This is a genomic window from Pseudomonas sp. A-RE-22 (genome assembly GCF_019956035.1).
Taxonomy (GTDB): Bacteria; Pseudomonadota; Gammaproteobacteria; order Pseudomonadales; family Pseudomonadaceae; genus Aquipseudomonas; species Aquipseudomonas brassicacearum.
In genome coordinates, this window is sequence record NZ_JAHBCZ010000022.1 from 118,757 (window position 1) to 132,820 (window position 14,064).

The following is a 14,064-nucleotide window of genomic DNA, read 5'->3' on the forward strand; positions in this document are numbered from 1 at the left end:
TTCAAACCGCTCCGTGTGTAGCAATGGCCGTGAGGCGCGCCGCCAATTGTTCATGCAAGGCGCGTTGCTCAAGGATGGTGAGGTGTTGTGCGACGATGACCTCGCGGGTCAACGGACCGCTGCTCAAGCGTTCCCACTGCGGGTCGGCGAAGTCAGGCTGGGCGAGGGTGTCGCTGGCCCACCAGACATGCACCGGGCAACTTAGCCGGGCAGGCTGGAAAGTCGCCAGCAGATGCTGCGTATGCTGCTGGTAGCGCAGCCGCGTTTGCAAATGCTCCCAACTGTCGCCATCGAGTTGCAGGCCTTGTTGCCGTGCCCACTGGACCAGTTCCGGCAGGCGTGCCGCTGGAGGCAGGGCGTCCAGTTGCGCCAGCAAAGCGGCCATGATCGGCGGCGGCAACTGGCGCAACACTGCCTGGCTGTCCGGTGTCACTGCTTGGGAAGCCGATTCCAGCAGTGCTTCGACACTGTCTTCCGGCGCCTGACGCTGGTATTGCGAGTCGATGATACCGAGAAACGCCACTTCTTCACCCTGGTTTTCCAGGCGAGCGGCCGCGGCAATCGCGAGCAGGCCGCCGAGGGAAAAGCCCAGCAGGTGATAAGGCCCCTGCGGTTGCCGCTGGCGCAGGTGTTCGACATAAAGCGCGCCGAGGCTCTCGATATCGCCGCCCAGCGCTGTGCTGTCGTCGCTCAGGTACGCCGCCTGCAAGCCCCACAGATGCCAGCCCGAAAGCGGCGCCAGTAGCGTGCGGTAATCCTGCACGTGACCGGTGGATGGGTGGAAGCAGAACAGGTTGGCGGTTTCAACGGCGTTGGGCGCCGACAGCCGGACCAGCGGCGAGAGCTTGAGCTCGGCCTGTACCAGCGCCGCAAACGCCGAGACGCTCGGGGCGTTGAACACCGCATTGACCGTCACCGGTGCCGAAAGCGCGGTCTGCAAGCGACTGGCAAGGGTCACTGCTGCCAGGGAGTGGCCGCCCAGCTCGAAGAAGTCATCGTCGATGCCCACCCGCTCCAGGCCCAGCACCTGCGCCCAGACGTCGGCGAGCAGGGCTTCCAGCGGTGTGCGCGGCAAGGCGCTGCCGACTGTTTCGAGAACTTTATCGGCCCATTGCTGCAGGGTCTTGCGGTCGAGCTTGCCGTTGCCCATCAGTGGCAATGCTTCGACGATCCGCAGGGTGGGCAGCATGTAGTCCGGCAAGCAATCCTGGGCCTGGCCGTGCAGCCGGGCGACCGTGGTCGAGTGCCCGGGCGCCAGGGTCATGAACGCGAACAGTTGCTGGCCGAGCTCGCCCCGGGGGATGCATTCCACGGCAGCCTGGGCTACACCGGGAAGGCCGGTCATCTGCGCCTGGATCTCGTCGAGTTCCACACGGAAACCGCGGATTTTCACCTGGCGGTCTGCGCGTCCGGTGATTTCCAGGCTGCCGTCATGGCGATAGCGGGCCAGATCGCCGGTGCGATAGAGGCGTTCGCCAGGCAGTTGCGCCAGTTCGATAAAACGCCCGGCGTTTTGTTGCGTGTCCAGATAACCGCGGGCCAGTTGCGGGCCGGCGATATACAGCTCGGCGCTCTGGCCGGGGGCGGCCAGCGCTTGCTGCTCGTCGAGCAGGTACAGACGCATGCCGTCGAGACGGTCGCTCAGCGGCAGGCGGCGATAATCCATGGTCGGCTCGGCTTTGTGCATCACCACGCCAACGGTGGTTTCGGTCGGGCCGTAATGGTTGAAGACCGCCAGCGTCGGCGCGAGGTCGCGAATGCTTTGCAACAGGCGCCGCGAACAGCTTTCGCCACCGAGGATCAATTGCGTGCGTGGCAACACGGCAGCGCTTTGGGCGTGAATCAACCAGGCGTCGAGCAACGACGGCACGATCTTCAGGTGGTCGATCGGGTACCGCGCCTGCCAGGCAGCCCAGGCCTGGGCGTCCATCGCCGTTTCCTTGTCCAGCAGGTGCAATTCGCCGCCGCTGAGCAGTGCCGGGAACAGCAACGTGTAGCCCAGGTCGGCCGCCAGGGAAGTGACCACCGCACTGCGTTCGCCGGGTGCCAGCGCCAGGCGGCGGGACACGCTGGCGACATAACTGGCGAGCTGCCAATGCTCGACGATAACGCCTTTGGGTGTGCCGGTGCTGCCGGAGGTGAACAGCACGTAAGCCGCGTCCTGGGCTTGGATCTCGACGTCGACTGGCGTGGTGGGTGCTTGCTGCCAGGTCGCTTCATCCCGCAGGTCGAGGCTGCCGATGGCGGGCAACGCAGGGGCGCTGCCGGCCGAACCACTCAGGATGAAGACCGGCTGCGCCTGTTGCAGGATGGCCAGGGAGCGCTGTGCCGGCTGATGCACGTCCAGGGGAACGAACGCCGCGCCGCTCTTGAGCACGGCGAGCATGGCCAGGACCATCTGCGAAGAGCGATCCAGGTACAAGGCGACGCGGTCTTCGCGACCCACGCCTTGAGCGCGCAGGTAATGCGCCAGTTGGCTGCTGCGGGCCTGCAATTGGGCGTAGCTCAGTGGCCCGCAGTGGTCGCGCAGAGCCAAGCGCTCGGGGAACTGCGCAGCACACGCATCGAAGCTCGCCGGCACGCTGCTAAACGGCAGCGCCGCGACGTCGACTGGCGCCTGCAGGGCGGCCAGCGTCGCGGTGAAACTCGGCGACTGCAATGACAGCTCGGCCAAGGGCTTGCCCGGGTTGGCGAGGGCATCGAGCAGCAGCGATTGGAACTGCTCCAGCAAGATCAGGGCGGCTTGCTCGCTGTAGCGGCTCGGCAGGTGGCAGAGGTTCAGGCGATAGCCGCCAGCGGTGGTTTCGGCCACCAGCAGCAACTCCATGCCCGCGGGGATGGCCTGTGCGTCCAGCACGGTGAGCGTCGATGCCAGGCTGCCCAAAGTGTCGAGCCGATCGGGCAACTGCCCACCCCACTGGAAACCGTACTGCGAGGCGTCGCCCGGCTGTGCAGCGCTGACGCCGCAGTATTCCTGCCATTCCGTGGCTTGTTCGCAGAGCACCTGCAGGTTCGCCAGCGCCTGGGCAAAATGGCTGTCCGCCGCCGGTTGCCAGCGCAGGGGCAGGGGCTTGGCGAACAAGCCCCAGCAGTCGGCGAGTTCTTCATAGTCGTCGCGGCAATCGTGGACCCAGTTCAAGGTCAGTGCCGGGCTGTCGCCGGTACTCAGGCACTGCAACAGCACGCCCCAGGCCGTTATAAAGACCTGCTCGGGCGATGCGTCGTGACGCTGGCAAAAGCTGTCCAGGGCCATGCTCACCGACGGGTTGGCGTCCAGGCGAGTGGTGACCGGGGCGTCCGGGCGGTCGCTGCGTACCTGGCGGTAGAGCAATTCGCTGGCGGCCGGCTCGTCCAGGGCCTGGCTGGCCCAGAAGCGTCGGCCAGGCTCGGCGTCTTCATCGGCCTGCAATTCGTAGAGCCAGGCGCTGTACTGGGTATAGGTCATGGCTTCGTCATCCACCGATGGCGCATCGGTCGAGCCCAATGCCTGCGCCAGGCGCAGCAAGGTTCCGCGATCGGCGCTCAGTGCCGGCAATTGCAGCGTCACCTGGTGGCGATCGGCGCCGATTGCTTGCACCTCGACGTTGAAGGCGTTCGCGGCCATGACGGTGGATTCGATCACTTGCAATGGCATCAGCAAGCCAGGCTCAGGCCGCACCCGCAGGCGCAAGGCCTCGTGGCAGGCGCTCAGGGCGACGAGTCGTTGCTGCAGACGTTCCAGGGCCAACGGACCTTTTATTTCCAGTTCCAGGCGCGCTGCTGGCGACCCCGCCAACCACTGGCTGCGTTGTTGGGGCGAGAGTGCGAAGGCTTCTTCACGTTTTTCGAAGGCGCTCATGCCTGCACCTCCGCCGCCGGCGACGGCTGTGCTTCGGGCAGGCAGCCGGTCAATTGTTCACGGCGCATCATCTGGCCCATGGCGACACAGATCTTGCGCTCGCCCTCGAAGGGGTCCCGGGCATGGGCCACCAACATATTGTCCAGCATCACCATGTCACCCTTTTGCCAACTGAAACGTACTGCGCAGTCTTCATAAGCTTCGCCGATCACTTGCATCACCGCGTCTTCGATCACGCTGCCGTCGCCGTAGTACACGTTGCGGGGCAGGTGCCCGGGGCCGAACAGGCTGATCAGGTTGCTGCGCACTTCCGGCTCCAGGCAGGCGGTGTGGTGCAGTTGCACCTGGTTGAAGAACGACAGTTCACCGGTCTCGGGATGCGCGACGATGGCCGGGCAATGCTGGGCGATCCGCAGGTTGTCGGTCCCCAGCCATTCCCAGCGCATGCCCGACGCCAGGCATTGGCGCTCGACTTCCTCGCGCTGTTCGGTCTTGAAGAAGTCCTGCCAGCGTACATCCAGCTTGTCGGTGAAGTGCCGCACATAAAGCAGCCCCAGGGCCTTGAAGCGAGCGACGATGTCCTCGGGCAAGCGCGCCAACACTTTCCGGCAATCGACGATGGGCGTGCAGCCGCCGCGCGGTGCCGGCGTTTCGCAATAGAACCACTGCTTGCGTGGCCACTGCGGCAGATGGGAGCTCTCGTTGTGGAAGAGAATCATGTGCTGTTCCGGGTACGGCGTGGAGTGGTAGATGTTCTTGCCCGAGGTGTTTTTCGGCAGGTCGCCGTAGGTCCCGTAGAGGTCGGGTTCGATGGCCTGGGCGAATTGTTCGAAAGCGCCAGCGTCCGGCAGGTTGAAACCCCGGAACAGCAGGCCACCGTGGGTCAACAACTGGGCATTGATCCATTCCCGGGCTTGCAGCGCCCAGTGCACCGGGTCCAGGTCGCCGAGCAACGGCTCGATCACCAATGGCAAGGCCTGCCCGGCGTTGAGGGTGCGGGCACGGACCTGCTCGTGGGCCACCTGGCTCACGGCGGTTGCACGAGTCTGCTTGAGCTTGCTCAGTTTCGACTGCTTGCGCGCGCTACGGGCCGAGGCGTCGTCGAGCGGCAAATCAGGCGTGGCGCCAGCGTTGCTGCCTTCAAGGCGCCACGACCACAGGTCCAGCGCCTGCGCCGGGGCCGCGACGAGCTGCTTCAGCAGGTGCTCGAAGCCTTGTTCGAGGCGCTGGACGGTCTGCGCCTGCAACACGCTGGTGCGATACACCCAGCGCACGTTCAGGCCTTGTTCCTCGTCCTCTTCGACGAACACAGCGAGGTCGAACTTGCTGCTTTCCTGGGGCGATACCAAGTGCTCCACCTCAAGGTCCGGCAGGCTGGCATTGCCGCTGGGTGTGTTCTGCATGACGAACAGCACCTGGACCAGTGGGTTGACCCCCGGCGTACGCGGCGGCTGCAACTCCTCGACCAGTTTGTCGAACGGCACCTGCTGGTGCTGGAACGCCGACAGGCAATCCTCGCGCAAGCGTTGCAGGCGGACGTCAAAGGTTTCGCCCTCGCTCAGGCGGGCACGGATCGGCAACACGTTGACGAAGAAGCCGATGAGGTGTTCCAGGGCCGGATGTTCGCGGTTGGCCAGGTCGGTGCCGACGATGAAGTCGTTGGCCCCGGTGGCGCGCTGCAACAGGCTGTTGAAGGCATTGAGCAAGACCATGAACAGCGTCGCCCGTTGCGCTTGCGCATAGGCCTTGAGCACCTGCGTCTGGGCCGCGGTGAAGCGTTGCTCCAGCGCCGCGCCCTGGTAGTCGGGGCGCGCCGGGCGTGGCTGGTCAAGCGGCAGCGGGATCAGCGTTGGCGCGCCGTCGAGCTGGCGGCGCCAATAGTCGATGGCCCTTGCCAGCAGGCGCTGTTGCGCTTCGCTGCGTTGCCAGTAGGCATAGTCGGCGAACTGGATCGGCAGCACCGGCAGCACCGGTGTCGAGCCGCTGGTACGGGCCTGGTACCCGACGATCAGCTCCTGCATCAGGATGCCCATGGACCAGGCGTCGGTGGCGATGTGATGCAGCACCAGTTGCAGCACATGATCATCGGCCCCCAGGCGCAGCAGGTTGGCGCGCAGCATTGGTGCCTGTTGCAGATCGAACGGGCGAGCGGCCTGTTCAGAGATCAGGCGTTGCAGGGTTGGCGCCTGCTGCTTGCTGTCGAGGTGACTCAGCTCGGTCGGCGTCAAGTCCACCACAGGCGCCGGGCTGATGACCTGGCAAGGCTGGTCGCCGTGGAGGTGGAACGCCGTGCGCAAGGATTCATGGCGCTCGAAGACTGCCTGCAACGCCGCTTGCAGCGCTGCGATGTCCAGCGCGCCACGCAGCCTGACGGTGGTGGTCATGTTGTAGGCGGCGCTGGGGCCTTCGAAGCGATCCAGGAACCACAACCGTTGCTGGCTGTAGGACAGCGGCAACGGCTGGTTGCGCGGCGCCAGGGTCATCTCGCTGTCGCTGTCGGCTTCGGTCTGGGCGTTGCGCTGCTGATCGACCGCTTCGGCCAATTGTTCGAGGGTGCCGCGCTCGAACAGCGTGCGCAGTGGCAGGTTCACGTTCAACCGTCGACGAATCCGCGACAACACCTGGGTGGCCAGCAGCGAGTGACCGCCGATGGCGAAGAAGTCGTCATGCACACCGACATCGTCCAGGCCAAGGATTTCCTGCCAGAGTTCGGCGAGCACTGTCTCGGTTGGCGTACGCGGTGCGATGCCTTGCGCCTGCGCTGTCTCGTCCTGGGGCACATCCAGGGCGGCGAGGGCGCGGCGGTCGACCTTGCCATTGGCGTTCAGCGGCAATTGCGCAAGGGCCAGCCAACGGGCCGGGACCATGTAGCTTGCCAGTTGCTGGCCCAGGTAAGCGCTCAAGACCTGTTGCGCGGACTCACCGCCCAGGTCGACCGCTTCGTCGAGCACATACCAAGCCACCAGTTGCAACGCACCGCGGGCGTCGGGCAGCGCCAGCACCGCCGCGCTGTCCACCGCCGGGTGTTGCATCAGGCGGTTTTCGATCTCGCCCAGTTCAATGCGGTGGCCACGGATCTTCACTTGCTGGTCGCGACGGCCGAGGTACTCGATCACGCCGTCGGCGCGCATCCGGCCGATGTCACCGCTGCGATACAGGCGCGCATCGGCCTGGAACGGGTGCGGCACAAAGGCTTCGCGGGTACGTTGCGGGTCGCGCAGGTAGCCGCGACCTACGCCGACACCGCCGATGCACAACTCGCCGGGTACGCCGATGGGGACCATGCGCAGCGCCGAGTCGAGGACGAACACCTGGTTATTGGCGGTCGGCTTGCCGATGGGCATGTGCAGGCAGTCGTCGGCCGGGGCTTGGGTGATGGAGTAGAAGGCGACGTCGTCCGAGCATTCGGCGGGTCCGTAGGCGTTCATCAACGGGATGGCCGGGAAGCGTGCGAACCAGTCCCGCGCCAGGGCCGGTGGCAATGCCTCACCGGTAGGCAGGAGCCAGCGCAGGCTCGCCAGGCTGTGGTGCGCCTGGCTTTCCTGGAGCATGCCGCGAATCAGCGCCGGTACGGTTTCCAGCAGCGTCAGTTGCTGTTCTTGAACCGCATCGAGCAAGGCCACAGGGTCGTGGGCCTGGGCATCGGGAAGAATGTGCACGGTGGCGCCGAACAGCGGTGCGGCGAGGAATTGCCACACACTGATATCGAACGCCGCCGAAGCCGTCTGGGCAATCCGGTCGTGCTCACCCAGGCCCAGGCTCGGGACCTTGCCGAACATGTTGTTGAGCATGCCGCGTTGTTCGACCATCACACCTTTGGGCGTGCCGGTGGAACCGGAGGTGAAGATCACGTAGGCCAGTTGATCCGGGTTGTGCACATAGCTGACCGGCGGCTGTTCGCGGCCTTGCCAGAGTGCCTGGGCGATCAGGCAGGTGGGTTGCTGGCGCATCTGCGGCAGGACGTTGTCCAGTGCCGAGGTCGCGTGCTCGCACACCAGCAACAGCGGCGCTTCGCCCAGGGCCAGCAGCTCCGCCAGGCGGGCATGAGGCTGTTGGATATCCAACGCCTGGAACGCGGCGCCGGCCTTGAGCGTGGCGATCATCATCGTCAGCAAGGCCAGGCCACGCTCAGCGAACAGCGCCACCAGGGTTTCCGGGCCGGCCCCGGCGGCTTGCAGCGCATGGGCGATGGCGTTGGCGCGGCGATCCAGTTCGGCGTAGGTCAGCGATTGTCCCCGGCATACCGCGGCCAAGTGCTGCGGGCGGCTGCGCACTTGTTCAGCGAACAGCGCCGCATAGCCGCGCTCCAGTGGGAAGTCGACGTCGCTGCGGTTGCAGTCGATCTGCAACTGCCGGCGTTCCGCCTCGGGCAGCATGTGCAGGCTGCCCAGGGGCGCCTGCGGTGCCTCCAGCATGCCCGAAAGCAACTGCACCAGGTGCCCGAGCATGCGCTGCACGGTGTCAGTGCTGAAACGCATGCTGTCGTAGGACAAGCGAATGCCCAGGCGGTCGCCGGGGTACAACACCACCGTCATCGGGAAGTTGGTGTGAACCCGGTCTTCGTAGATGTCGATGCTGAAGGCATCCAGTTGCACGCTGCTGATATCCAGTGGCGCGTTCTCGAACACCACCAGGCTGTCGAACAACTGCTGGCCGCGCGGCACTTGGCTGCAACGCTGAATGTCCACCAGCGACGCGCTTTCGTGTTCGCGCAATTGCGCGTTGTGGGACAGCAGCGCCTGCAACCAGTCGGCCACTGGCGCTTGTGGGTCGACATCGATGCGCAGTGGCAAGCTGTTGATGAACAGCCCGACCATTTCTTCTACACCGGCGAGGTCAGTCGGGCGGCCGGCGACGGTCACGCCGAACAGCACGTCGCGGTTGCCGCTGTAGCGCGACAGCAACAGCGCCCAGGCGCCCTGAATCCAGGTGTTGGGGGTCAGTTGGTATTGCTGGCATAGCTGCTGCAGACGCTGGGTCTGGGCGATGCTCAGGGTCTGGTCGAAGTCGCCGACCTGTTCCGGCGCCTGTTCCGGGCCGGCTGCGGGGCTGTCCACATGCAGTGGCGTCGGCTCGCTGAAACCGGCCATTTCGGCTTGCCAGAACGCGTGTGCGGCGGCCATGTCATGGCGTTCCAGCCAGCTCATGTAGCCGCGGAACGAGCGCAAGCGCGGACGGGCCACAGGTTCCTGGCGCACGATGGCCTGGTAGATCGCCAGCAGGTCTTCCATCAGCAGGCCGAAGCACCAGGCGTCGGTCAGGATGTGATGGAAGCTGCGCACCACGGCGAAGCGTCGCTCGTCGAGTTGGAACACCCGTAGGTGGGTCAGTGGCGCAGCGGCCATGTCGAAACCTTGCAGGCGTTGTGCTTCGAGGGCCTGGTCCATGGCCAGGCGCTGCTGTTCTTCGTCGAGATGACGCAGGTCCTGCCAGTCGAACGCCGGGTGGGTCTGGCGGTACACGCATTGCAGCGGCTCATGGTCGTCCTGCCACCAGAAGGCGGTCCGCATCATCGGATGGCGCTCGAGGAACAACTGCCACGCAGCTTCCATCGCCGGGCGTTGCAATACCCCGTCCCAGCTGTAGCGTTGTTGCATCAGGTAGATGCCGCTGTGGGGTTGCAACAGCGTGTGCAGGAGCATGCCTTGTTGCATCGACGACAACGGGTAGACGTCTTCGATGTTCAACCAGTCCAGCGGCTCGGCCGCCAGGGTCGCCGCTTGCTTGTGGCACAGTGGAAACGCCTGGCTGGCAGGGCGCAGGTCCGGTGTGGCGACGAGTCCGGCGAGTTCGCTCAAGCGTTGAGCAAGGCGCGGTGCCCAGTCGGCGGCGAGGGTGCCCTGGCTGCGCAGGTGCAGGCAGTCATCCTGCCACCAGGCGTCCAGGGTCAGTGGGCAAGGCGAGGCCGCCGACGGGCTCGCGGCTTCGACCTGGGCCAGGATGCCGCGCTCTTCGCGATGGCTGTCGAGGTTGCCCAGCCAGCGAATGGCGACCGAGGCCGTCGGCAGGTCACGCAGCGGTTCTTGCAGGTAGGTGTTGTCCGACAGGTAGCGCAGGGCGCCATAGTCGACGCCGTGTTGCGGGTAGGCGCGCATCTGCGCGGCCAGTGCCTGCAAGCGTTGCAGCAGGCTGTCGCCTTCGGGCTGAAGGAAATAAGGCACCGCCAGTGCCAAGGGCCCGATGATGCGTGCCGGGTCGAGGTCGGCCACGGCAATCGGCGCCGCGACCGGCAAGCGCTCGACACTCGGCCGGGCGCCGTGCACGCTCAGCGCGATCAGGCCATTGCCGCACAGTTCACGGTACTGTTCGGCCACGGCTGCGGCCAACAGGCTGTTCCAGTCCAGTTGCAGCACTTCGCCCAGGCGCTTGAGTTCGCCTGAGGTGGCGGCCGCCAGGGTCTGTTCGATCACGCTGGCCGGCTGCTGGCTGTCAGGCAGTTGCAGCGGTTCCAGACCGGCGTATTGCAGCCAGTGCTCCCAGGCGTCGTCCAGGGCATCGCCCTGTGCGTGAGCTTGCTGGTGCCGTGTCCACTGGGTGAAGTCACCACCGGCGTAGGACAGGCGCACCGGCCGCTGATAACGCAGTTGCGCCAAGGCCAGGTTGAGGTCAGTCAGCAGCAGCGACCAGGAGGCTTCGTCCAGGCACAGCGGATGAGCGGCCAGCAGCAGGGCGTGCTTGCCGCCCACTTCCAGCAAGCTGGCGTGCAGGGTTTGGCCGGCGTCCAAGTCCAGCGCATCGACACCGGCCTGGGCCAGGGCTTGCAGTTGCGCCGGGGCGCAGGTCTCCAGTTTTTCGGTGGTGATGACCGGGGCCTTGGTCGCGACCAGCACCCGTTGCTGCCACTCGCCCTCCGGCAGGGCCTTGAGCGCCAGGCGCAAGGCCTGGTGGTGTTGCTGCAAAGCGGCGATGGCCTGGCTCAGCAGCTCGCTGTCGATCGCCTGGGTCAGCGCCACGCAACGCCAAGTCGCGTGCAACGGCCCTTGTTGCAAGCGCGCCAGTTGACCGGCGGCCAGCGGCAGTTCATAGCCATCGGCAATGTCTTGTGCCACACCCTGGCTGGCATCGGCGCCCAGCACCCGGGCGATGTCGGCGATGGTGCGGTTTTCGAAGAGCTGGCGGGGCGTGAGTTTCAGCCCTTGCTGGTTGGCGCGGGCGATGATCTGCAAGTTGATGATCGAGTCGCCGCCCAGGGCGAAGAAGTTGTCATGCACGCCGACACGCTCAAGCTTCAGCACCTCCTGCCAGATGGCGGCCAGTTGCGCTTCGACTTCATTGCGCGGGGCAACGTGGGTGGCGCTGTCGTCCGTGGGCTTTTGCGGGAGCGGCAGGCGCTGGACATCGACCTTGCCGTTACGGGTCAGGGGCAGTTCGTCGAGGGTGATGAAGTGCGCCGGCACCATGTAGTCCGGCACCCGCGCTGCGAGGTCGTTACGCAGTTTCGTGGCGGACAGCGACTGGCTGGCGACCAGGTAGGCCACCAGGCGCAGGCTGCCGTCCAGTTCCACAGCGCGGACCAGCGCCTGTTCGATCAGCGGCGACAGGCGTTTGAGCTGCGCCTCGACTTCGCCCAGCTCCAGGCGGTTGCCACGGATCTTGACCTGGCTGTCGACCCGACCGAGGAACGCCAATTGGCCGTCCACTTGCCAGCGCACGCGGTCGCCCGTGCGGTACCAGCGTTGTTGATCCGCGTCGAGGTGGAAGCGCTCGGCGGTCAGGTCCGGGCGGTGCAGGTAACCCCGGGCCAGGGCGCCGTTGATCAGCAGCTCACCGGACACCCCGGTGGGCACCAGCCGACCGTTGGCATCCACCACTTGCAATCGGCGGTTCGGCAGCGGCCGGCCGAGGGCGATGCTGTGCAGGCCTGCCGGCAGTTCGGTGGCAATCGCCCCGACTGTCGCTTCACTCGGCCCATAGTGGTTGAACACCCTGAGCCCTGGGGCCAGGCGGTTGACCTGCTCCAGCAGCGCCGGGCCGAGGGCGTCGCCACCGAAGACCAGCAGGGCGCGCGGCAACAGGCGGGCGTCGGGAAGCGCCTGCAACAGACCGGCCAGGTGGCTTGGGGTAATCTTCAGCACATCCACCGGGTGTTGCTCGAAGAGTTCGGCCAGCGCCAGGGGGCTGAAACCGCTGTCTTCATCCACCAGCAACAGGCTGGCGCCGCTGCACAGGGCGCCGAACAGCTGGGTGTGGCCGAGGTCGGCGGCAATGCTCGACAGCAAGCCGTAACGGGCCGCCAGCGGTGGATTGAGTACTGCGTGCACCGCCGTCAGGTAGTCGACGATGGACTGGTGCTCGACCACCACACCCTTGGGGGTGCCGGTGGAGCCCGAGGTGTAGATCACGTAGGCGGCGTCAGTCGGGCTGTGGGCCACGGTCGGGGGCATGTCTGGCTGGGAGGCGATGGTCTCGGCCTGTTCCGCCAGCCACAGCGTCGGCGTGTGCTCGGCCAGGCCCTTGAGCAGGGGCGAGGCGGACGCGCCGATCAGCAGTGCGGCGCGGCTGTCCACCAGCACATCGGCCAGGCGCCCGGCGGGCTGCTTGAGGTCCAGCGGCAGATAGGCGGCGCCGGCCTTGAGGGTGGCCAGCAGGGCAATCACGAACTCGGCGCTGCGTTCCAGGGCCAGTGCCACGACGCTGTCGTGGTCGATGCCCTGGGCGCGCAAATACTGGCTGAGGCGGTTGGCCTGCTGGTCCAGTTCACGGTAGGTCAGGGCGACCTGACGGTCGCGGACCGCCAGGTGTTCCGGGTGAGCGGCCACCTGTTGTTCGAAGCGCTGGTGCAGGCACGCCTCAGGCACCGGCAGTTGCACGCCGCGACCCTGCACGAGCAGTTGCTGGCGTTCTTCAGGGCTCAGCCATTCAAGCTCGCTGACCCGGCACTGCGCTTGCGCCGTCATCGCCAACAGGATGGCGCGCAATTGTGCCGACAACACCGCGACCTCGGCATCGCTGAAGCGACTGCGGTCGTAGCTGATCAGGTAGTGCAATTGTTTGTCCGGCACCACGATCAGCGACAGCGGGAAGTGGTTGCGGCCTTGGGTGAGGGTAATGCCGTCGACCTGCCGGTCGCTGCTCGGGGCACTGAAGCTCAAGCCGCCGGTGTCCTGGTTGAGCGCGTCGGTGACCGGGAAGTTCTCGAACACCAGGATCGAGTCGAACAGCGCCTGTTCAGCAGCGATGCGCGTCATCGACTTGAGCTTGCCCAGCGGCAGGTAGGCGTGGTGACGCAGATCGCTGTTGGCTTGCTGCAAGTGTTGCAGCCAGGTCACCAGCGTCGGCTCGTCAGCCCATTGCACACGCAGCGGCAATGTATTGATGAACAGCCCGACGGTGCTGTCCACTGCCGCCAGGCTCTCCGGACGTCCGGCGACGGTGACGCCATAGACCACGTCGTCACGCCCGGCGTGTTGGCCCAGCAGCAGTGCCCAGGCGCCCTGGATCAGCGTATTGATGGTCAGATCGTTCTGGCGGGCGAAGTGCGCCAGTTGCTCGGTTTCGCTGGCCGCCAGCAGACTTTCCCGTTCGGCGAACGGCGCTCCTGCCGGTGCCGCCTGGCGTACGGCGAAGGTGGGCAGCGGGGTCGGCTCGCTGACGTCCTGCAACTGCTCGCGCCAGAAGCCTTCGGTGGCGACCATGTCCTGTTCCGCCAGCCAGGCGATGTAGTCCCGATAAGGGCGGGTCGGCGCGAGGTCGGCGGGGCGGCCATGGGCTTGTTCGTAGTACAGCGCCAGCCACTCCTGGACGGCGATGCCGACGCTCCAGCCGTCCATGAGGATGTGATGGAAGGTCCAGATCAGGTGCCAGCGCTCGGGGGCCAGGCGCACCAGGCACACGCGCATCAGCGGCGAGTCATTCAGCTCCAGGGGTTGCGCCCGCTGCTCCAGTGCCAACTGCTCCAGCGCGGCCTGTGGCTCGGCGCGGTCTTGCCAGTCCAGTTCGGTCAGGGGCAGGGCGACTTCCTGTTGCACCACCTGATAGGCATCGTCCAGTTCTTCCCAGAGAAACGCACTGCGCAGCACCGCGTGGCGCTGCATCAGCGCCTGCCAGGCAGCGCGAAACGCGTTCAGTTGCAGCGGGCCGTTCATGTCCAGGCTCAATTGCTGGTAATAAACCCGCGAATCCGGTTCATAGACGCTGTGGAACAACAGGCCGTGCTGGGTCGGCGAAAGGGAGTAGATGTCTTCGATGTTGTTCATGCTTGCTTGGTCCATTTCAAAGTCTTGAAA

The 14,064-nt window shown here is 65.8% G+C and carries 2 protein-coding genes; both read right to left on the reverse strand.

Annotation, left to right across the window (positions count from 1 at the left end):
- Position 1: 1 nt before the first annotated feature.
- Complete coding sequence (locus KGA89_RS12700) at positions 2–3,838, reverse strand: non-ribosomal peptide synthetase (protein ID WP_223471713.1); 3,837 nt, start codon at positions 3,836–3,838, stop codon at positions 2–4.
- The gene (locus KGA89_RS12705) at positions 3,835–14,034 is read right to left on the reverse strand and encodes a non-ribosomal peptide synthetase (protein WP_223471714.1); all 10,200 of its coding nucleotides are present in this window, start codon (positions 14,032–14,034) and stop codon (positions 3,835–3,837) included. The genes KGA89_RS12700 and KGA89_RS12705 overlap by 4 nt, the downstream gene beginning before the upstream one ends.
- Between the last annotated feature and the right edge of the window lie 30 nt (positions 14,035–14,064).